Annotated in this window: 18 protein-coding genes and 1 tRNA gene; 3 read left to right on the top strand and 16 right to left on the bottom strand. The window is 56.6% G+C overall.

Features of this window, described 5'->3' with window-relative positions; translation table 11 throughout:
* Nucleotides 1-9: 9 nt before the first annotated feature.
* Together IEW18_RS04810 and IEW18_RS04805 are read left to right on the top strand one after the other, a co-directional pair.
* Entirely contained in the window at nucleotides 10-498 is a 489-nt protein-coding gene (locus IEW18_RS04810; protein ID WP_188556683.1) for a GNAT family N-acetyltransferase, read from the top strand.
* Nucleotides 499-543: 45 nt separating this feature from the next.
* A complete protein-coding gene (locus IEW18_RS04805) occupies nucleotides 544-2,496 on the top strand; it encodes a DUF262 domain-containing protein (RefSeq protein WP_188556682.1) in 1,953 nt (650 codons plus the stop codon).
* Between the two features lie 126 nt (nucleotides 2,497-2,622).
* Here IEW18_RS04805 and IEW18_RS04800 read toward each other — a convergent pair whose 3' ends face one another.
* The 12 genes from IEW18_RS04800 to IEW18_RS04745 form a co-directional block, all read right to left on the bottom strand.
* Nucleotides 2,623-3,030, bottom strand: a complete 408-nt coding sequence (locus IEW18_RS04800; protein WP_188556681.1) for a hypothetical protein — start codon at nucleotides 3,028-3,030, stop codon at nucleotides 2,623-2,625.
* A gap of 9 nt (nucleotides 3,031-3,039) precedes the next feature.
* A complete protein-coding gene (locus IEW18_RS04795) occupies nucleotides 3,040-3,459 on the bottom strand; it encodes a hypothetical protein (protein WP_188556680.1) in 420 nt (139 codons plus the stop codon).
* Between the two features lie 74 nt (nucleotides 3,460-3,533).
* Nucleotides 3,534-4,370 carry a hypothetical protein gene (locus IEW18_RS04790; protein ID WP_188556679.1) on the bottom strand — a complete coding sequence of 279 codons (837 nt, stop codon included), beginning with the start codon at nucleotides 4,368-4,370 and terminating at the stop codon, nucleotides 3,534-3,536.
* 9 nt (nucleotides 4,371-4,379) lie between these two features.
* Entirely contained in the window at nucleotides 4,380-8,348 is a 3,969-nt protein-coding gene (locus tag IEW18_RS04785; RefSeq protein ID WP_188556678.1) for a DEAD/DEAH box helicase, read from the bottom strand.
* 670 nt (nucleotides 8,349-9,018) lie between these two features.
* The gene (locus tag IEW18_RS04780) at nucleotides 9,019-9,507 is read right to left on the bottom strand and encodes a DNA cytosine methyltransferase (protein ID WP_188556677.1); all 489 of its coding nucleotides are present in this window, start codon (nucleotides 9,505-9,507) and stop codon (nucleotides 9,019-9,021) included.
* Nucleotides 9,508-9,770: 263 nt separating this feature from the next.
* On the bottom strand, nucleotides 9,771-10,028 hold the full coding sequence (locus tag IEW18_RS04775; RefSeq protein ID WP_188556676.1) for a hypothetical protein: 258 nt from the start codon (nucleotides 10,026-10,028) through the stop codon (nucleotides 9,771-9,773).
* A gap of 50 nt (nucleotides 10,029-10,078) precedes the next feature.
* The gene (locus IEW18_RS04770) at nucleotides 10,079-10,420 is read right to left on the bottom strand and encodes a hypothetical protein (protein ID WP_188556675.1); all 342 of its coding nucleotides are present in this window, start codon (nucleotides 10,418-10,420) and stop codon (nucleotides 10,079-10,081) included.
* A 121-nt stretch (nucleotides 10,421-10,541) separates the two neighbouring features.
* Nucleotides 10,542-11,321, bottom strand: a complete 780-nt coding sequence (locus IEW18_RS04765; RefSeq protein WP_188556674.1) for a hypothetical protein — start codon at nucleotides 11,319-11,321, stop codon at nucleotides 10,542-10,544.
* Nucleotides 11,281-12,345, bottom strand: coding sequence for a hypothetical protein (locus IEW18_RS04760; RefSeq protein WP_188556673.1), 1,065 nt, complete (start codon nucleotides 12,343-12,345; stop codon nucleotides 11,281-11,283). The genes IEW18_RS04765 and IEW18_RS04760 overlap by 41 nt, the downstream gene beginning before the upstream one ends.
* Entirely contained in the window at nucleotides 12,342-12,941 is a 600-nt protein-coding gene (locus IEW18_RS04755; protein WP_188556672.1) for a hypothetical protein, read from the bottom strand. Before IEW18_RS04755 ends, IEW18_RS04760 begins: the two co-directional genes overlap by 4 nt.
* 399 nt (nucleotides 12,942-13,340) lie before the next feature.
* Entirely contained in the window at nucleotides 13,341-13,649 is a 309-nt protein-coding gene (locus tag IEW18_RS04750) for a helix-turn-helix domain-containing protein (RefSeq protein WP_188556671.1), read from the bottom strand.
* The gene (locus IEW18_RS04745; protein WP_188556670.1) at nucleotides 13,649-13,909 is read right to left on the bottom strand and encodes an ATP-grasp domain-containing protein; all 261 of its coding nucleotides are present in this window, start codon (nucleotides 13,907-13,909) and stop codon (nucleotides 13,649-13,651) included. The genes IEW18_RS04750 and IEW18_RS04745 overlap by 1 nt, the downstream gene beginning before the upstream one ends.
* A 294-nt stretch (nucleotides 13,910-14,203) precedes the next feature.
* Here IEW18_RS04745 and IEW18_RS04740 point away from each other — a divergent pair, with 294 nt between their 5' ends.
* The gene (locus IEW18_RS04740; RefSeq protein ID WP_229728598.1) at nucleotides 14,204-14,938 is read left to right on the top strand and encodes a S24 family peptidase; all 735 of its coding nucleotides are present in this window, start codon (nucleotides 14,204-14,206) and stop codon (nucleotides 14,936-14,938) included.
* 108 nt (nucleotides 14,939-15,046) lie between these two features.
* Here the strand turns inward: IEW18_RS04740 and IEW18_RS04735 are convergent, their stop codons facing one another.
* The 4 genes from IEW18_RS04735 to IEW18_RS04720 all read right to left on the bottom strand — a co-directional run bounded on the left by IEW18_RS04735 (nucleotide 15,047) and on the right by IEW18_RS04720 (nucleotide 21,175).
* On the bottom strand, nucleotides 15,047-18,028 hold the full coding sequence (locus IEW18_RS04735) for a DUF6493 family protein (protein ID WP_188556668.1): 2,982 nt from the start codon (nucleotides 18,026-18,028) through the stop codon (nucleotides 15,047-15,049).
* Nucleotides 18,029-18,083: 55 nt separating this feature from the next.
* Nucleotides 18,084-19,424 carry an SWIM zinc finger family protein gene (locus tag IEW18_RS04730; protein WP_188556667.1) on the bottom strand — a complete coding sequence of 447 codons (1,341 nt, stop codon included), beginning with the start codon at nucleotides 19,422-19,424 and terminating at the stop codon, nucleotides 18,084-18,086.
* A 230-nt stretch (nucleotides 19,425-19,654) separates the two neighbouring features.
* Entirely contained in the window at nucleotides 19,655-20,956 is a 1,302-nt protein-coding gene (locus IEW18_RS04725) for a site-specific integrase (RefSeq protein ID WP_188556666.1), read from the bottom strand.
* Between the two features lie 137 nt (nucleotides 20,957-21,093).
* A tRNA-Leu gene (locus IEW18_RS04720) sits at nucleotides 21,094-21,175 on the bottom strand.
* Between the last annotated feature and the right edge of the window lie 17 nt (nucleotides 21,176-21,192).

Raw genomic sequence — 21,192 nt, 5'->3', positions numbered from 1 at the left:
ACAACTTGTATGAGTGACGAATTGATTCTGGCCATTATTGATCGGGCAAATGGAAGTGCCAACAGTGCTATCCAACTGCTTTCGCAGGAAGTCATTGCTCCTGATATAACGTTTGCAGAGGTCGAAGTTCGGCAGCTGCTTTCCTCCTATTCTGGAAAGGAAGAGCATACTTCTTTAGATAATTTTTACCTCATTCGGCATGCTGGCGAATATGCGGCAGCAATCCAAGATGCAGAGGCTGGAGACCTACATTGGGTGGTAGCACCTGCCTTTCGAGGGAAAGGAATATTACCACCTGCTCTGCAAAAGGCAGTGTTGCCCCATCTTTTTCAAAGCCGTGAGTGGCAGCAAGTCACTATCAGCCGAGGGGTAGCAGGAGACTTTTTTGAGGCTTCCAAGCAGGTGGCTCGGAAGGCGGGTTTTATGGAAATCTATTCTACAAAAGACGAATTCATCTTCCAGATTTTGAAGCCAGGAATACAACCACGGAATGGTTAATAACACTCCTTTTGCCATCCGTTTTTAAAATTCAAAGTTCATTCTATGAATCCGCAAAAAGTTACCGCTCAACAACTATTCACAATGCAATGTCGCTATCTGGTGCCTTTGTACCAGCGACAGTATGTTTGGAACGAAAATGACCAGCTCAAGCCCTTATGGGAAGATGTATTGTCTAAAACACTGGAGTTAATGCGGCCGAATATTGGCCGGCAGCCCCGCAAGCACTTCATGGGGGCTGTGGTGCTCCGAGGCTTGGTCGCGAGTGGGTTAGAATATCAGACGTATGAGGTAATAGATGGGCAGCAGCGGCTAACGACGTTGCAACTATTGCTATTGGCACTACGGGACTATGCTACAAGCAAGTCGTTGCAGACTGTGACTACCATACTGAATGGTATGACGGAAAATCCGCCTCTTGGTGGCCGGGAGTACGAGCGGTGGAAAGTGGTGCCCACCACACGTGACAGGGCTGACTACGAGGCAGTATGGGAATCTAAGTCGCCGGCTATGCTGCTGGAGCTACGGCCCAGGATTATGCTAGTTAAGAGCAAGCGAGCTGCCCCGCGCCCACATCTCATTGGGGCCTACGAATATTTCTCACGGGCTATCAAAGGCTTTGCAGAAACCAATGAACAGCTCGAAGATGATACATTGCCAACTCCAGATATGGTGGAAGTTACTCGGCGGGTAGAATTGTTAGTGCGGGCCATAACTATGCAACTGGAACTGGTGCGTATTGATTTGGACCAAGATGATGATCCGCAGGTCATTTTTGAAACACTGAATGCCCGAGGGGCTCGATTGTTACCGGGAGACTTAGTGCGTAACTTCCTGTTTTTGGAAGCAACGCGCCAGTTCCAGGTTCAGGCCGAGGTAGAGAAGCTTTACAACACGTACTGGTTGCAGTATGATGACACTGAGTCGGCGGGTTTTTGGAAAGCGGAAGTCCGACAGGGGCGTTATAGTACTCAGCGGTTTGAACTGTTTCTATTCCATTTTCTAACTAGCCAGCTTCGTCGATCCGATGAGGATATTCAACTGGGGTATTTATATCAAGCTTTTGGCGACTGGTGGAAGCGGGAAACGACAGGAAACGTAGAGGAAGTCTTACAGACATTACTCAAATACAGCGTCTTCTATCGTCGCCTAGTAGAACCTACAACCAAAACAGATCGAGTGGCCTTGTTTGGTCGGCGGTTGCGCACAATGGACCTTAGTACGATCTATCCTCTACTGCTCTTTCTGTTTGTGGAACGAGAAGAGCAAACGAAAGCAGAGGCTGATGGTATTGTCAGTGACCTTGAGTCGTACTTAGTGCGCCGGGTAGTGTGCGGTTTACCAGCTCAAGCCCTTAACCGTGTCTTCTTGAAGATGGCAACCGAATTGCGTCAACTGGCACTAGTAGGACGTGATGAAGTCAGAAATTATCTTTTGAACCTGAGCGGTCCGACAGCGGAATGGCCCACCGATTCATTGTTCCGGCACCGATGGCTCACAACTGCAGCTTACAGCTCACTGAGCAAGCCGCGTATTCGGATGATCCTGGAAGCAGTGGAATGGCAGCAGTACACGAAGTTTCAGGAAAGTGCTCGGCCTGTCCTGGACAGTGCGACTATTGAGCATATTTTGCCCCAGAGCCCTACAGATAATGAGTGGCCATTGGAAGTAGCGCAAGGCGCAGATGATGAGAGCCAGCAGTCGGCACAGCAGTTGCGCCACGACCTGATGCACACATTTGGTAACCTGACCCTTGTTACGTCACCATTGAACTCTTCTATGAGTAATAGTGCCTTTCACATAAAAGAGCAAGAACTATCGAGTCAGAGCACGCTAATGCTCAACCGCTATTTCAAGCTATATAATATAAAGGAATGGAATACTAAGGCAATTGTTGCACGAGGAGAGCGGCTCTTTGAAATTGCTACAGATATATGGCCGCGTCCTGCAGTGTTGGTAGTAAGTGATGAGGAAATTGCCGACTTAATAGGATCATAGATGTCAAGTGTAATAAGTCTCTGTAACTGATTGATCAAAAACAGATCTTTTCATTTACAGCAAAAAGCGTGAAGCCCAACTACATGTAGTTGGGCTTCTTTGTACATGCAGCTAAAATAATTTCAACTATTGGTAGAATTCAACCAGCAGATTAGGGTCGTGGATAGTAAAAGTAACTTTTGCTAAACGGCCCTTTTGGTAAAAGAGTGAGGAAAGATCAGGATTGAATGTCTCTGTTCTACCAGAGACATTCATGATATCCTTGCTCCATAGAACTCGGTTATTAATTGTTGAAATTTCACCGAAAGAGAAATCCATTTTGATGACTTCATTAACGTTGCTGTCATGGATACTTACATGCAACTGATTGTCAATGATATTTGCCTGGATTGTGTTATTTGAAGGCCCGCTTTTAATACATGCACCTTCATGCCACACTTCGAACCTGGTGTAAGGAAAGTTGAACGGTTTTCTTGCTATTGGGCCAAGTGACTCGTCAATATTTGTCGGAAAATTATCCCAGTTTTCAGTCATGTTTCTGTCTTATTTAAGATACTCTATATCAACTCCCCGATCGTGCATATGAAGGATGCATTTGTCTACTACACCATTAGTTAGGTGGATAGTCAAGCCATAGTTGGAGAAAGAAACACCAGTAGCGTCTGACCCGTAACCTCTGAGAACCACTTTATTGCTTTCCTGTTGGACTGCTTTCATCTGCTTAGGCGCCATCATGATGTTGTTCTGCCACAGTGGATGGTTTCCATCAGAGTTAAATGCGGTAACCGTGTAGCCTACGCCATCAATGATGTTAGGCTCTACTTTAATTATCCGACCGGCTCCGCCATGAGGTCCTGAGATATGTCGCCCACCTTCGTAGCGTAGATGGTCTGACGATTTGAATACAAAGTTTAATACCGTTTCCTTTTTAGGAGCGGAGGAAAAAATGTCAAAAATTCCCATTCAAATAATTACTTAATATGATGCCTACTCTTGTGCGCTTTTCGGCTTCCGTGTTTTGTATTTTTGTGAGATTTTTATTTAAAAAGCATTAATACAATTGCAACAGCGACACAGGTAATAGTTGCAATCTGGATAGCTAAAGTAGTCTGCCTTGATGAACGAATTTCACCAGTCAATTTTTCACTACGCTGCTCGAATATATCAGTAAGTGATTGTATTGTATTCTGAGTGTGGTTTTGACTTTCGCTTATGCGCTTTAAAATATTTACTTGTTGGTCTTCAATCAATTCCAGCCGATCAGCAAACTTAGCGGCGTTCATGGAGTCGCGGAAAGCCGTGAGGCTAGCAGATATGACCTGGAGTCGGTCGGTGATGGACGTAAGACCGTCTAGCTGCTTGCCAACTGAAGATGTAAAGTCTTGCTTGGCTTGGTGCAGTTCCTGAATCTGAGCGGTGAATTGGGTGTCGAGGGCGGCGGCTGACTCGGTGAGCGTCTGGCGCACGAAGTCAGTTTGGGTGGTCACGCCTTGCTCGTGCTGGGCAGTGATGCCAGCTAGGATGCGGGGTTGCTCGGCTAGGGCCTGCTGCAGGGCTTGGACCGTCGCTTCGGCTCCTTGGCGTAAGCCTATTAGCTCTTTTTTGATTAGACCTTGTGTTTCATCGGCCTGACGCTGTGCGGATTTGCGGAGGGTGATGATCTGCTCGTTGGTATTGCGCAGTTGCTCGGTTTGGAGCTTTTCGAGCATCTTCCGGTGGTTCGCCTCGATGGTCTCAGCGGCATCAACAATAGCTACGGCGGCTTCTTGTACCTGCGTAGTTATTTCCTGGGCTTTACCGATTTCGGTGGTATAAGAATGGAGGCGGGCAAGCTCTTGCTTGAGGACTTCAAAAGAGGGCTGAACGGCAGACATAATGGGGTATTAAGCAAGGATGGCCGGAACGGGGCGGTTGTCGAAACGGAGGTTGAATTCCTGGAGCCAACGAGTGTTTAATTCCAGCTCAAGTTGGTCGGTGATGTGGGTGTTGATGAAAGCCGCTAAGTAGTGGTCGTAGCGGCCTGCTTCGGTGGCGAACTGACGGGCGAATTCCAGTAGGGCCTCAGTGCTCAGTTGATCTTGCTCCTGAAAGGCGCCAAATCCAGCCAGCAGCTGGGTACGGCCCTCCTCGAAGATGCGCTCAGCCTGGCGCTCTTCGGGCTTGCTCAGTTCTAGCAGCAGAGAGGTGAAACCACTGAGAAGTAGTATAGCGCCGTTAACCCTATAAAAGCCCTCTTCAATTAAACGGCGGCAGGCACCGCGCAGGTGCTTGGCGTTGTCCTTCTCCTTGCCCAGGTTGTCAGGTGGGTTGCGGAGGTAGTCCATGTACTTCCACAGCAAGTTTTTGTCGAAGTGCTTGCCTTTTTGGGTGTCCGTGGGCAGGTACTCGTTGCGGGCGTACTTGGAGTTGAAGTAGAGGTCGAAATACTCACTCAGGTTTTCACCGTTTAGGCCCATTTCGCAGGCATTGGCCATAGCGCTAATGGATTCCTGACGTTTGGCGGCGGTTTCGGTGTAGGTGAATTCTAGTAGGTTCGTGAGGCAGGCCTCCAGGATGGATTTGGTCTGGGCCTCTTGCTCTACAGCAGCGAGGCGGGCGGCGGCGCTGGGGGGCGTGGTATAGCGCAGCAGATAGCGTCGATATGCCTCCAGCACCTGTTCAGGAGTTTGACGGGGTGCGAAATAGAGCGTAGTAGAACGGGCTCCGTAGTCGATGGTGTAGTCGCGCACGACGCCGAGCAGACAGAGGCGGTGCACGGCTTTGAAGGTATCTTCTTCCTGGCGGAGCTGCGGCACCAACTCGTGAATTAGTTGCCGCAGGTCGGCGGGTACCTGCAGCGAGACACTGTGAGCCTTCTTGTATTCTTTGCCCAAGTTGGCCAGAAACTTTTCTGGGGTGTGTGCGAACGCAGCAGCTTTGCGCAGGATGGCAACGGGCAGCTTAAGGTTGAAGGTGGCAGCGGCTTCGCTGATTTCACGCAGGGTACCGTTAGTGAAGCCCAGAGTAAGCGCCTCGGGAGCCTCGCTGAAGCTTACCTCTTCTAAGCGGGGCAGGATGCCGGGCGTACTGGCCATTGCGCTACCGCCACTTAGAGCGTGCACTAGGTTTGCTTGAGAAGTGCGCGCTTTGTCGGGTAGCTCCGTGAGCAAGTAGTTTATCGTCCAGTCAATTACCGTTTGCGCATCCTCGGTTGAAATATGGCCTTTGTTGAGGAGCTTACCGCGGGGGGCTGAGGCTTTGGCAAGGTCAACCAAGCCATACGCGGAGCCGTGGCTTTCATTGAGGTAGAGGTAGCGGGCCAGGGAGTCTCCTTTGGGAACGTAGAGGTTGGCCGTGATAGTGAGGTCAGGAAATTGAGCGGCCAGCTCCGCATTAATTTCTTCGCACTGCTCGGACGTGGGGAACGTGATGCGAGTCAGTAGCTCCCGCATTACGCTGTCCTCTTTGTGTTTGCCTTTGAAGGCATTGGCCAGGAAGTTTTGCTGGATTTCGAGGTCGTTGGGATAGTAGAGGACGTAATTGACGGCCGTAGCCCGGTCGCGGCCCGCGCGCCCCGCTTCCTGCACAAAGCTCTCGATGGAGCCTGGGTAGCAGACGTGAACGGTGTAGCGGACGTTGGGCTTGTCGATGCCCATCCCGAAGGCTTTGGTGGCCACCAGCAAGTTTAGCTCGTTGGCTTTGAACCGGGTTTGCATGGCGTCCATGGCGGCGGTTTCGCGCTGCTGGGTTTGCTCGGAGGCGTCTCCGTCGTCGGAGTTACCGCCCATGAAGTAGCCCGTTTTGAGGTGCGGCAGGCCTTGGCCAGGCTCATTGAGGGAGTACACTACGTTGCGTACTCCGGAGGATATTTTGTGGCTTTTGTGTGGGCAGAATATTAGACCGGCGTGTGGGTATTGGCCCTGTTCATCGGGCGCAAAGAATGTATCCTCGCGCAAGTTCGGCACTTCCCGAACTGTTACGGGTTGGTCATCCTCCAGGGAAATGGCTGACTCACCGTTGACGCTAATCAGGTCCTGGGCTATGCGCAGCAACAAGTCAGTCAAAACCTTCTTTTTAGCGACGCCGGCAGCGTCGAAGCGGAAGGGGTCATTTACCTTGATGGGGAGGATGCGCACATGCAGCTCTTGCCGAGCCGACACCTCGGTGCGCACAATAGCTTCATCTTCGTGCTCCAGGTTAAGCTCACGCTGCACGTCAGCCAGCACGTCGAAGGAGGCGGTGGCGGTAAGTCCGTAGAGAGGAATGGGCTTGCCGTCGTAGGTGCGGCAGTGGATACGGGCATTGGCGCCAAGGCGTAGGTAGGGGGTGCGAAAGTCGTGGCCCCACTCCGATACACAGTGGGCTTCGTCGATAACGCAGTAGTTGAAGCCGACTTTGGGCTCGGCGCGGTACATATCCTGGAGCTTCTGCCGAAACTCGGGAATGACCATGCGTTCGGGGGAGATAAAGAAAAATAGCAGCTCTCCGCGCTTGAGTCGAGCTAAGCGCAGCTCTCGTTGGATTCGGGAGCGGATGGAGCCATTGACAAAGGAGGCTGCGTCGATACCGTTGTCCTGAAGGCCATCGAACTGGTCGAGCATGAGCGACTTGATGGGGTCAACCACTAAGGCTACGCCTGGCTGCAGCAAAGCGGCTAGCTGATACGTCAGGGATTTGCCCCCGCCAGTAGGCAAAAGACCTAGGACGCTTTTTGCTTGCAGGCCACGGCTGATAATGGGGAGTTGGCCGTTGCGGAGCCCCATTTTGCGGAAGATATTCTGGACGAAATATTCTAGAGCTGCCTCGCGGGGTTTCTGATCCTCGGGGATGCTGTAGGCTGATTCACTGCTGCCGTCACGCTCAACGATGGGTGGATACGGGATGAGCGGGGCCGTGCGGAAACGGCGGGCCTGCTGGGGCGCGTGGGCAGTGCGGAGGGTAAGGCAGGGCGTTTGACGCAAGGCAGGTGCGTGGGAAAAGCCGGGACGCTGCAGGATGGAAACATCAAGCAGCAAATCGTACTTATCCTCTGGGGCTACTCCAGGCAGTAGCCGATGGATTGTGAAGCCTGGATCGTCAGTAATTGACGGCTGCTCAAAATCAGCTGATGTCTGTACATATAACTCAATGCCCGGCATACTGCGCCCGAGGCCTTGAAGGGTATAGAGTTGTTTTAGTTGCTCGAAAAGGCAGGTAACGCCCCACATGGCACAAGGCAGGTCGCGCTCAATAATGGCAATGCGCCAAACTGGTTTGTGAGCTGGCAGGATGCCGTTGAGCATACATTCCAACAGGGTGCGATGAACGCGGGCCACTGCTAAGGGCCCAAGGGTCAGGCCCAAGGCAGAACGGCCAGCGGGCGTGTCGAGGAGGGGCCGCTCGTAGTTGGTTCGGACAAGCTGAAAGTAGCCGTGCTGACTAATAGCTTCCTGAAGTGGCGTGAGAGGCCGCTCTGGATTGTCAAACTCAATGGTTTGTAAGCGTAAAGGCCACCAGCCAGCATCCCGAGCGGCTTTGTCGCGGGCGACATCCTTGCGGTGTTGGGCTTCATCTTCCCAGTGCTGGCTACCATCGACTTCTAGGATGAAGCCGGCAGTTGGTGGGCTGCTAGTCAGTCCGTTCCGGTACCATGGATAGGGTAAGGGAATCGTAAAATCTAATGACTGGTCGGTAAAGTCCTCGGGGTTGGTTTGGAGGAGCTTGTGTAACTGCTCCGCATCGTCGGGGGCCCATTCGAGCAAGTTGCGCAAAGACACTTGAGGTTGCGCCAGCTGCATGAGGTAGGCCCCATCCAGCGCGGGCAGGATGCTGGTTAAGAAACGGCGCTCAAAGTCGCTGCCGTGCGATTCCCAGCTTTGCAGTTGGTGAAACATCTTGGCGTCGGTACCTAACCGGGGATCAATGGGATGTAGGGCTCTCCAAAGCCACTGGGCCCACAAGTCGGGTTTAGCGGGTGGGGTGAGCAAAAATGCCCAAGTGCCTTTGGTAGCGGCATTTTCGTCTTGAGCAGCACCTTGTGGCCAGTAGGTTTTGAGTGTCGCTTCGGCCAGGAAAACGGGCGCACGGGTGGGTAGGCCACGGCTGACAAGATTGGAAGCTACTGCCCAAATGGCTTCGTCGTCATGCTCAATGCCAGGACCATCGAACGGAACGGAGGACTCGACTTCAAACCAAGATAGGTGGTGAAGTAGAGCACGGACTTGAGAGGCTGGTAGAGGGTGTTGAAGCTTGGAATCGGATAAGAATCGGATTACTTCCTCAATGGCATATCCTGCCTGAAGCTGAGGCATAATGAATTCGTAAGAAATAGATGAAAACTGCTAAAGAAAGCAGATGCTAAAGATAAGTGGGATAATGGCCCTACAAAACTGGTTAGCGACTGAACAACACTAATTCCTAGACTAGGATAAGACAGTAGAAGGAAAGTACCAATCCTCTAGTTAGGCTTCAGACGAATTGCGCTGGCTTATGACTTGAGATGATGAGATGTGTAAGCAAGACTGCGCAAAATATTAAATGCAACTACTGGGTAGATGCTGTTGCCTAAGGCGTGAAGGGCGGCGTTTCGGGCGGCAGGATCCAACCGCTCGGGAAGCCCATTAGCTGTTCGTAGAACCTCACTGAGAGAGGCGTACCGGGGGCGCAGTTGTGGTTGAGCAGGAATGAGGGAAAGGAGCAAAACTGGCCCCGCGTCCGGTTCTTCTGGGAGGGGGGTAACGTACTGTTGCGGCTGTCGTTGGCTACGGGCGTGGGCAACCAGCCAAAGCCGTTCGCGGCGGTGGTCGGCATCTGCGGCAGCAGCTGGAAGTAGCAGCGGCGGGAAGACGGAATAGCCCGCAGCCTCCAGGTCAGCGCCGATTTCTTCGAGTACCAGCCGTGTCTACGAGCAAGCAGGCCCCGAACGTTTTCTGCCACGACCCACGCGGGGCGGCACTCGACCACGCAGCGAAGCATCTGGCGCCAGAGCGTGAGGTCCATCGTGCCTTTTCCAGCAAGGGAGAAGGATTGACAGGGGAAGCCGCCGGTAAGCACGTCAACTGTGCCAACGTAGGGCGTAGCGGTGGGCCAGGACGTTGAGGCAAAACAGGTTCTGTTCGACTTAGAAAACGGTGGGCCAGCCTATCCACTCAGCAGCAAGGTCAAAGGCGCCGGGCAGGTGCGGACGTGGGAGCGTGGGGAGTTGCTACCCTTAGAGGGTGTGTGGTATAGAGACGAACTATTAGAGATTTATCCGCTAATATTATTTGGTTTGGGGAACGTCGATCAGTTAGGATAATCATTCATAAGTAGCATTTTTAATCATAGTCTTCATCTCTCATCTTATTTAGATTTTCTATCTGTTTCGTGAGCAATACTAAAATTGGCTTGATTTCGGTTTCAACATGCTCAAGTAATTTTTTAGAGTACTCTCTTAGTATTGTGGCCTTTACCTCATGTCCGTCTCGAAATGCAACACCGGACATTAATTTAAGCGACTCTGAAGTTTGCTCAAATCCTTGGACCACCCCCTGTCTTTTTGCCAACGCTTCTTGCAGTAAGACGACTTTGGTCAAGCGTTTTGACAAGTTGTTAACTGATACATATTCCATTATTGATTAAATCATTAATAGTAGAATGGTTGTAGATGAGGATTACACTGGTTGTAGTGGTCATCCGACTGATCTTCTATTATAACTAAAGAGTTATGAACTGCTGCAAAATTCATGCGGTGCTCTCTGTCGTCGTATTCACTTTTAGGTCTAGATAAAATATTGGCAACGTCACGCAAAGCAAATGCTTTATCATCGTCTCCTATAGCATAAGCATCACCTGACGCTTGGCGAAGCAATTTTACAGCTTCTACTCTTCCTTCATCAATACCATAAATTTCTTGTAGTTGTCTCCTGAGGTAGAGTATCTCATGTTCACGGTTAGACAATAAACCCAAAGAAGTTCTTAGTTCCATGCTTAATCTGTAAAACGTATGCAATGAATACTACCAAATTATAACCTGCTTAGCAAAGATGCCTATATATAAGCAAAGTAGGTAGTAGAAGGGACGTTTTAATGCTACCAATAGCAACAGGCTAGCCAGTTTGGGGTGGTGAGTTGGGGCGATATTTCTCGGCCAGGCGACGGTCTTCGGCGCGGTGGCGGGCGTTGATGAGCTTTTGAGCTTTGGGGCAGGGCTGCCAGTCGGGGCGCGGGTCGCGCCGGGCGGCGGTGTGGGTTTCGTCGCGCAGCTGCTGGGCTTGCTCGGGTGGAAGGAGGCCGCGCTTTTCCTTTTGCTTGATGAGGGTGAGGCGCTGGCGCAGGTGGTCGAGGTTGGGGTGGTCGGGCGGGAGCTGGCGGCCGATGCCGGCGGCGAGTTGGGGGGCGGCTTGCTGCAGCTGCTTTAGGGCGCTGTTTTCAGCGGCGGTGCTGCGGGCTTTCTGGTCGAGGTGCTGCTGTTCCAGGTGCTGGGCCTTCTTTTCGAAGTAGGTTTTGAGTAGGGCGTAGATGGTGGCGGGGTCGAGGGCCTGGTAGAAGATGGTGCCGTTGGTGCGGGCCTGTTTGAGGGCCAGGACGATGTCGCGCAGGGAGTCGTGGGAGTAGGTGAGCAGCAGGGTGTCGGCCAGGTCGAGGATGTCGGCGGCGGTGGGCTTGTCGGGCACGCGCACGGAATCCACGAAGGCACGCAGTATAACGGCCAGCAGCTTGCGGATTTCGTCGGGGCCGTGCTGGCGGCTGAGCTGGAAGAGCTTGGGGGCAGCGGCGGCCTGCTCCATGGTGAGGCCGACGCTGAGCTGGGCCACCAGGATGGCCGTAGCCTCGGTGGTGGGCTGGCTAACCAGGGCGCCGAGGGTAGAACTGCTCGTATAGCGCATCAATTGTGCTGCCGGGCTGGGGCCCGCCGGGGCCGGCAGGTGCCCCGTGGAGCGGGACTGGGGGAGCGAGTTTGAGGCGGTTGTCATGGGCGTCGTTGAGCATGAAGCGTTGGGCGGTGGCCAGCCAGTCGCGGCGGCGGGGCGGCTCCCCGGTTTTTCGGTCGCGCCAGAGGCGCACTTTCTCGTGGTAGAGGCGCAGGTCGGCCAGAGCGTAATCGGTGCCCTGGAAGGCTTGGATGAACTTCTCCACGTCGGCGTACTCGGACTCGGCGAAAGGGATTTCCGGGCGCGGCAACCTACCAGGGCGGGCCGCGGAAGCCTGGCGAATGGTGGCCGCGTGGGCACCCCGGCGAGGTGGTGGAAGGGAGCCGACGGCGGCTGGTGGCGGGTCGTCTTCCCGGATGACTTCCACCACTGAAAGCCCGTCATCGGTCGCAATAGGCCCCTCTATTTTTTTTTCGGGGTGCGGCGCCTCACTACGACCGAAGGGAGTAGGTTTACCAGTAGAGAGTTTACTACCTCCTGTTTTACCATATAAGGAGTGTTGGGGCACTTTTGCCCCTGATGCGGGCGGCATGAGGGGCAGTTTTGCCCGTGGTGGTTCGGGCACTTTCACCCTCGATGAATTAGCAGCATTAGGGGCACTTATGGCTCCGGTGGCGGGCTGCTCGGGCGATTGTGGCCCCGACGCGGGAGCAGCATAAGGGGCAGTTTCGCCCTGGATGCTAGGAGCGTCGGAGAGGTCGGTGAGCTGGCAGGTGCTGGGCTGGTAGCGGGTGTGGCTGGGGTGGTAGTGGAGCAGTTGCCAGGTGTGCAGGTCGCGTAAGACAGCCCGGTAGGTTTTCTCGTTGCCGATGTGGGCGGCGCGCATCAGGTCGGCGTGGTTCAGGGGTAGGCGCTCAGGGAAGCGGGCGGCATTCCAGGTAAAGAACAAGGCCCAATACAGGCTGACGTGGTGCGGAGTGGCCGCAGGCTGCGCGGCTAGCTGCTGGTGGGCTGCGCGGGAGTGCTGAATGTAGTTCATGCATGAGCGGGCACAGGAATCAGGGGAATAAGGGCGGTGCCGGTTTCCTCGGTGGGCTCAAAGAAGTCGAGCTGGCGGTAGTCGGTGCATTTGCCGCGCAGGGCGGCCTCCACTTCGGTAGTGGCGGCTTCGAGAGCGGTTTCCAGCAGGCCGGCGTAGGCGTAGGTAGGCTCTTCCTCGTCGAAGGAGACGTAGGGGCTGGCCAGGTTGAGTGCCTTGCCGCCGGCCAGCTGGCGCTGGCCGATGAGGGTGACGCCCCGGCCGCCGTTGCCGAGGCTGAACCCGGTAAGGGTGAAGGCCTCGAAGTGAGCCGGCAGGGCGCCAGGTGCATCCTCGGGCCAGTAGGTAGGCGTTTCCGTTAGCTGCTCGGTAAGCAGGCAGAGGTGGGGAACCAGTTGAGCCAGGCGGTGCAGCAGGTCGGGGTGAACCTGTTCCTGGGCCGTGAGGGTGAAGGCGCGGGGTGGGGCGTCGTCGGCGCGCTGCTCGGTGAAGTCGCAGGTGAACTGCTGGTGTTTGACGCGGGCCTTCTGGATGCGGATAATGGAGCGCGGGGCCGGGGCGTCGGGGCCCACGATGGGCAGAAGTGGGATGGTCATATGGGGGTAGAATCGGGTGAAACGGGGGTAGAAGAGGGTAGGGGGCCGGGTTGGAAGGTGGCCGGATGGTAGCGGCGCGGGTAGGCATCAAGCGCGGAGCGCCGGAAACCCAGTCCTTTTCGTTGATGCGCACGCCCTGAATGCGGCCAGCTCGGCGGGCCCGGAGCAGAGCACAAATGCTCAAGCCGATGTAAGTGGCCGCCTGGGCAGTGGTCAGCACCACGTCGGGCGGGGCCGGGGGCGAGAGGAGTTGGGCCAGGGCTGCGCCCAATCGGGCTACCTCGGTCTGGAGTGAGTGCCACTCGGTTTCGGAAACAAGCACGACTAGCTGCATGGAACTGGATAGTAAGGGTTAGACCATATCCAGGGAAACCGGCAGCTGCCGGTAGTAGCGCGGCGTCAGGCGGCCTGAGACGAGGGCGAGGCGGTGAGGTAGCGCACATAGCGGGTTTGGTAACGCTTGAGCTCGGAGCGGTAGAATCCCCACTCTTTCTCGTTGATGCGCACGCCTTTGAGGCGGCCCTGGCGCCGGGCCTTGCGGATGTTTTCGGGCTTCATTCCAAGCAAGGCGGCGGCCTCGCGGACGCAGAGCACCGCGTCGGGCTCGGTGGGGGAGCTGGCGCGTCCCTGCTCGGCAGATTCAAGCTTTTCGAGGCGGCCCAGAATCTGGCGCCACTCGGGTTCAGGGATGAGAACGACAGTTTGCATCAGGCTTCAGAGATTAAGCGGGTGGCTCGTTCCCGAACCTGCCGGCGGCGTTCAATTTCGGCTTCCGCCGTTTCGAGAAAGGCTTCAATCAGCTCGCGGCGGTTGCTGCGGCCGTCGAGGGCCTGATACATGGCCGAGCGGCTAACCTTCAGGCCCCGCCCGGCCAGCAGGGTAATAGTGTCGCGGACAACAGTGTTGCCAGTACCCAGCCGCTGCAGTATTTGCTGAAATTCGGTGGGCTCGTTCGTATTCTGTCCCATGAAGTTGTGTATTCTAGTGTACAAGTAAAGATTGTTTGCTACCTTGGCACACAAACATAAGACTCTTTGAGTGCTAATAATACACTAAAGTGCCAAAAAATTATGGAACACACCGCAGCCGCTCCCGCTTCCGCACCTTCCAGCGTATCTGATCGGATACAGCAAATCCTGGATCATTATGGCTTAAACGTTAATAAAGCCACGCAAAAGCTAGGCTACAGCACGACGAGTAAGCTGTATAAGATTCTCAAAGGTGCGGAACCCAGTTATCCTACTTTGGTAGACTTTTTGGGTATGTGGCCGGAAGTGTCAGCGGAGTGGTTGCTGATGGGGCGGGGCTCGATGTTTCAGGGCGGCGTGACGGATACGGGCAAAGCCGCGCCAAAAAGTGCGGCACCAGAAGCCTCAGCCAATCATAAGAGTTTGTCGAGCCTGCGGGTGGTAGCCGTCACGGTGGACAAGCTGGGCAACGACAATACCATCCTGATTCCGGCCCGGGCTCAGGCGGGATACACCCGTTCCTACAACGAAGCGGCTTACCTGGAGCAGATGCGGCCCTACCAGATACCGGGCTTCGAGCATGGCTCGTACCGGGCCTTCGAGGTGAATGGGGACAGCATGGAGCCGACCATCAACCACCGCGACATTGTGGTATGCAGCTACGTGGACCGGTGGGACTTGCTGAAGCCGGGTGAGATTTACGTGGTGGTGACCCAGGAGAATATTTTGCTGAAGCGGATACCGCGGCGGGTTACCGACCGCAAGGGCATGGTGGATCTGCTATCGGACAATTCCACGGTGAAGCCCTACGACCTGCCGGCGGCTGATATCGTGCAGATCTGGATGGTGCTGGGCTACATATCCACCTACATTCCGAGTCAGCCGGATATTACCGTGGAGCGGCTGTGGGACGTAATTGAGCTGTTGGGCCACGACCGGGGCGAGGTGCGGCGCTACCTGCAGGAAAACAAAGACGGCGTTGGCGCCAATCAGCACGGCGGGAATGAGGCCCGGCCGTTAAACATTTAAGGTGGAGTATTTCAGGTTAAGAAACGTTGAAGCAGCACTGCCAGAGGCCCCGTCTACTACCCTGTAGACGGGGCCTCTGGCAGTGCCAGGCGTTCGGGTAACGACGTTTTACACCAGCATGCCAACCGCCTTACTGAGTGCGGTGAGGCCTTTCCAGCTTCGCAAAGTGGCCATTGTTGCTTCCGCTGGCCTACGCCCACTGCGGCCGGCAAGGTCGGCGTATAGCTCTACCAGCTTTTTGGTGTTGCGCAGCGGAACAGCGGGCAATTGGGGAAGCAGAGCATCCAGAACCTGCTGTAGCGCGGCGTCGGTTACGGCATCAATGGCGCGGGCCTGCTGCAGGTTGTCGGCCAAGCGCTGCACCGGGACGAACTCGGCGGTGAGAAACCTGCCAAGCGTGGAGCCTAAATCAGCGGGAATAAGTCGGCCCGTGGCACAAGCCGAGAGGAAGACTTCTAAGGCCAGGGCCCGGCAAGCGGGAACCTTGTGCATCAGGCCCAGCGCCAGCAATAAAGTGGTAGGCTCCGGGAACGTTGGGCCGGGGCCCAGCAACTCCTGCAAGGCCGCCTGCACGACGTCTCGCTCGGTGGATTCAAGACCATCGGCCCAGGCAGCTGTGCGCACAACGTGCCAGTGCAAGGGCGCCGGGTTATGGGGTATCAGGCTGGCCACGAAACGGTAGTCGTGGGGCAGCAGCCACCCGGCCTGGCCCATGGCCCGGAAGCGGGCGTGCTGGGAATAGAGCAGCAGCGTTGATGGGGGAGTCTGGCTGGAGTACTTGCTCGGAAACTGCAGCACCGGGTATTGGTGGGTAATTGTGGGCTTGCCGGGCTTCCACTGCTCCACCCACGTATCGATTTTGATTTCGAAATGCCACTCAGGAGTCCACGGGCGAACAACACCAATGTACTCGGTCGGAATTATGGCAGTCAGCTCCTCGAACACGCCAGTGGGCTGACGGGTGCGCGCGGCCACCGCCCACAGCCACGGCCACGCGTCGGGTAGGGTGGTAGGGCCTCCGGCATTACCGGGCAGCAGCTTGCCCAGGCGCGCGGTTAAGTGCTTGAGCACGGAGGTCTTCGTCGGAGGGAATGCGGGTAAAGGGTGCAGACCTGGCGTCAGCAGCCACTGCAATAACTCGCGCAGCTCCGGACGTTGCAGCCGGGGAAGCCGGGTCAGGGCTGCTTGGGCATCGGCCGCGTTTGCGTAGGCCGTGCGGGCTACCGCCACAACCAGGTCAAATGGGTCCGGCTCAGCGTGGGCTGCCTCGTACGCCAATAACCTGTCGACCAAAACGGAAGGGGCTACCCAGTAGGGAGCATGCGACGGGGTGCTCAGCAAGGGCAGGCCGGAACGGTTGCGCAAGTGGTTTTCGGCGGCCGCGAAACGGCGTTGCTCCACCAGCACCAGCGGGTCGGAAGTGTCCTGGTCGAAGCGCACATTTACCCTGTTGACACGCTCAGTGGTGAAACCCTGTGCCCAGCCCAGTACCAAGGCTTCAACCAACCCGCGGTGCCCCGTCAGGCCGTTGTCCGCAATAACAGCCGTGGCCTGCTCACCGGTTTTGTCTTTCAGGGAAGGCCGTACCTGCACCAGATAGGGAAGCAGCAGCTGGGCGTAATCAGTCGGGAGCTGAGTTTGCAGCCCTAGCAAGCCATCTATCCACCGTTCCAGTTCCAGCACGTTGTCGTGGTGCAGCACCTGGCCCGTGAGGAACAGCAATTCGTGCCAATCGGCGACGGGTACTACCGCAGTGGTGGCCGACAATTCAGGCACGAAATCGGACTGAGGGATATAGTCGGCGCCCAAGGTTAGCGCGGGCACGGGGGTAGGGACCAGCCATGGGGCCAGGAGTTGCCGGGCGCCCGTCGTCATCAGGTCGGCGTAATCGGCCAGGGAGGCCACCAATTCTGCCGTTTCATCGGCCGAGAGCAGCGGCTGCCTGGCTTGTAGCAAGGAGGCGAGCAGCTTGGCCGCTTTCGTCTGCACGGCAGCATCGGCGCTGGCCAGAGCGGCCACTGCCAGTCGGCCCAGCTCCGGCGCGAGGGTAGGGTTGCGCTTAAGCAGCTTGTCGAAGCCACTCAGCAAGGTGCGCTGGGCCGTTTTGAGGTCCTGACGGGTAACCAGCCCTTCCGCGTACAGCAAGAGGGGGGCCGGGTCGAAGGCCGCATGCGACCAGAAGGCTTTCAACTGCTCCAGCGCAAAGTTGACAACCTGCGGCTGCGCATGGGCCAGCAGCTCAACCAGCTCCTGTTGGCGGTTCAGGCACTCTTCCGGGGTAGGCTGCAGGGCTAGGAACAAGTTTTTGAACCAGGTCAGCAATGGCCGGCGAAAGTCGCGCCGCAGGGCCACCAGACTACGCGTGAGCAGTTCCGTCCGGGTAAGATGGCCAGTTGCCGCCAGATGCAGCAGCACGTCGAGCCAGGTGACGTACTGCTGAGCTACCCCCGTGTAGGCCTGGGTTGAGTCGACCGTGGTGTCGTAGTCGAAAAATCCCAGCAAGTCCCGCTGGATAACGTGAGCGGTGGCCTCAAATTGCTGCAGCAGCTTTTCCGCGTACTCGGGGACTGGCTTGGTTTCGCGGCGGTGGTAGCTTTTCAGATGCAAGGAATGCGCCAGCGTGCGGCTGAATAGGGCCGGCTCGTGGTCGATGAGTTTCCGCGCTTCCATCTCCCGCAACAGGAAATATTCGGGCAGGCCCCACGGGCCACCCCGGCTTCTGCGCTCAAACCATTCCCCAAACCAGTTTGGCCGGGCATGCTCCGCCACGGAGAAAAAGAAGTCCTGGTTAACGGCGCGGACGTTGCCTTCTCCCCAATGCATGCCCAGGGGTTCGGTCAGCCCCAGGGCTTCTTTGCGGGTGTACGTTGCCACGCCCGCCAAAAACAGCATGGCCAGCTGCGGTTCCGTGCCCGTGCGCCCCCAGGTAGAAGAGCCCAGCTGGCGGATTTCGGTTAATTCCTTGTGAAGCGCCTTGGTCTTGGCTCGAACAGCCAGTTGCTCTTTTTTGTCGAGGGCTAACAACACAGGCACTAGTTGGTGCACGCTCTGATGGCGAATGATACGTTCGAAAGTATCGACTACTGTCATAGGTAATTCCGGAAAGACGGGCACTAACGCCGCAGAAAACAGCTGGTAGACCGACCTACAGATAGCGCATCTGCGCCGCTAAAATGTGTTTGCACGGACCACGCTGGCCCTGGTGACTGCTAAACCACGGGCAAGTGCAGCGGGGCCCCTCCGCGCCGCCCACTACCACCGTGTGCCACACGCCGGTGCCGCGTACGCGCGCCTCGGTGCGGCCGCCGGGCCCCACACCCACGAGCTGCACATCATCGGCCGCGTCAAGCAGGGCGCGGGCGTTTTTCAGGCGCGGGTTCAGGCTCAGAATGCGGCCGAGCTTAAAGGGTAAGCGGCGGTAGAAGTGCTGGTTATCGGCCAGGTCGAAGCCCAGCAGGCCCATGGCCGAAAGGCTGGCGCAGAGCCGTTCCACGGTGTTGGGCGCTAGGTTGTGCTCTAGCGCAAACAGGCTGGGGTTGAACACCTCGTTTCCGCGGAACAGTTGATTCGCCCCGCTCACCCACTCCGCCGGCAATTCTTCCATGAGCGTGTCGAGCTGATTGCCTTCTCCGGAGAAGCCACGCCACACATCGGCCGACAGGGCCAGTAGAAAGCGCTGCCCGCCACCGAGCTCCAGCACGAAGGCCGAGGCCTGACCGTCGGGCGTAGCGTAAACGCGTACGGCTTCGCAGAGGGGCAGCAGCCCGTCGAGCAGGCGCAGGCGGTGTACCCCGCCCACCCGCACGGCCCCGGCAGTGGCCACCGGTACGAAGCTGGGACGCGGGCCCCGCAGCACCAGGTAGTAATCGGCTTTGGAGGAGCCCGCCGGAATGCCCTGCACCAGCTGAATAGCCTGAACGCGGGTCAGGCGCAGTTTTTCCTCCATTAATGCCAGGTAGGCTTGCACGGACGTCAGCCCCTTAATCCAGCGTTCGGGCAGAGCTACTTTCCGCTCGACGACTTTGCCTGCAGCGCGCTCCAGCACCACTTCCTGCTGGCCTACGGAAAGCAGTACCGGCTCGGTGCGGGAGATGCGAGCCAGGGCGTTGACCATGGGCTCGTTGAAGTCGACGTTGGTGGTGCCGCTGCTGAGAAACTCCCCATCCAGGGCCTCCGGGCCCATATCCAACCGAGCATACACGCCATTGCACGAAGAAAAGGCTTCGAAGCGCAGCTGACCGGCACCGGCCGTCACGATGGGGTCCCGCAAGGCGGCGCTCTGGGGCACAAACCGTGAGGCAACGACTTTGGCTAAGGTGCTCAGCGCACGGGCCGCGAGCCAGGAATTGCGCAGGCGCCCCCAGAAAAAGCACGCGGTTTCGTTGTCAAGTCCTTCCTCGGAAAAAGCAGAAAGCAGCAAGGCAGCACCATCCGGGCGCTGCTCTAAAGTAGAGGGGCGGGCGTAGGAGTAAGCAAAATCCGACATAGTGCAGTAACAGCCTAATTAGCTTAGCAAGCTACTGATTTAGCTTCTTACCCTGTGCATTAAGTAGGCCCGTATCCTTTGAAGCGGAACAATGCATAAAAAGAGCACCGCAGTAGATATTCAACGTCCAATTCTAAGCGGTGCAATGAGCTCCTTCCTAACAAAAACAACCGGGCTAACTGACGGATCAATCCACCAGCTAGCCCGGTTGTCAAGCACAAGCGGGATGATTAAGCGGCCGTAGCAGCCACGCATACCTCCCCGGCTACTAGGGGAGTGTTAGCAGTGGTAGCGGGGCCATCCCAGGCCAGCTGCAAGGCTTGGTGCTGAAAGTCTTCCACCATCTTGGCGTAGTGCATGGTCGTTTGCAGCTTGCTGTGGCCCATTACCCGTTGCAATACAGCCGGCGAAACGCCGCGGAGCAGGCTCTGGGTAGCAAAGGTGTGGCGGGCCGTGTGCATGGTGAGCAGCTCGTAGGCGGGCACCGATGTTTTGACAACCTGTCCGCTAACCACTTCCATGGTCTCAACCGGCGTAACCAAGCCGGCCAACTGGCCGAGGCGTTTGAGGCCACGGTTCATCACCTGGTTGGCGTAAACGGGGAGCAGGCGCAGACGCTCGGTGTTGGCGTACTGGTTGAGGATGGCTTCGGCAGCGGCCGTGAGGTAAATGCTCACCGGGCGGCGGGTTTTAGTTTGCACCAGCTTGAGAATGCGGTGGCCGTTCCAGGTGTGCAGGTTGGCGGGCTGAAGTTGCTGCACGTCGGAGTAGCGCAGGCCGGTGTAACAGCAGAACAGGAACACGTCGCGCACGGGCAGGAGCGTATCAGGTACAATGGTGGTGGCCAGGGCCATGAGGTCGGCGGCAGAGAGGAAGTGCTTGGGAGCTTCCGTCCACCGCACCTGCATGCGGCTCAGGTCGAGGGCCAGCTCAAGGCCGCGCTCCTGCTGCAGGTGACGCAGGAATTTCTTCACGTCCTTGAGAATGGAGAAGATGCCGTTAGGGCCTAAACCATGGGTAAGGCGCAGGAAGTGGATGAGCTCGTCGTGGCGGGTAAGGGTGTAGTCGGCCAGGTAGAAGGCCTTTTTACTGCGGTGCTGCTCGAACTTCTGCAGCCAGTTGCGGGCCGTGCCGTAGTGGCGCAAGGTGTTGAAGGCGAAGCCCCGGCCGCGCAGCACCTCGCGGTACTGATCAAACAACTCTACCAAGGTAGGCTCGGCTGGGGGCGCCACCTCGGCTACGGGGTGTACGGCTTCGCGCAGCAGGGCCGGGGTAGGGGCCGTGCCGGCGGTGCGCAGCTCGCGGTAGCGGGCATGCAGGCGCAGGGTTAAATTTTCCAGATAAGCGTTGGCATCCTGGTAGCCAGGCAGGGAGCGGCGAAACTGCTGCTTGTCGCGGTTCCAGTCGGCGGGCCGGCACTTTTCTTTGGTGGTGGTTTGCAGGCGTAGGCCGTCGAAGCTGACGCACACGAAGACGGGGGCCAGGCCGGTGCGGTCCGTCTTGTCTTCCCGAAGGGTGAAGGTTACCTTCATTTTGGTAGCGGATTTGGTAGCGCAAATCCGGCCACATATAGGAATTAATCCCGAGAGGGCTAGAATGCAAAAAGCCTGAAAAACTGCTTCTGTGACCAGATATGCAGCTTTTCAGGTTTTTTGGAATTGTATTCTAGTACCCAGAGCCGGGGTCGAACCGGCACATCTTTCGATATCGGTGTTTGAGACCGACGCGTCTACCGATTCCGCCATCTGGGCATTCCGTGCCGCTCACG

The sequence above is a fragment of the Hymenobacter glacieicola genome (genome assembly GCF_014640315.1).
GTDB classification, from domain to species: domain Bacteria; phylum Bacteroidota; class Bacteroidia; order Cytophagales; family Hymenobacteraceae; genus Hymenobacter; species Hymenobacter glacieicola.
This window is presented reverse-complemented; position numbering and strand designations above follow the sequence as displayed.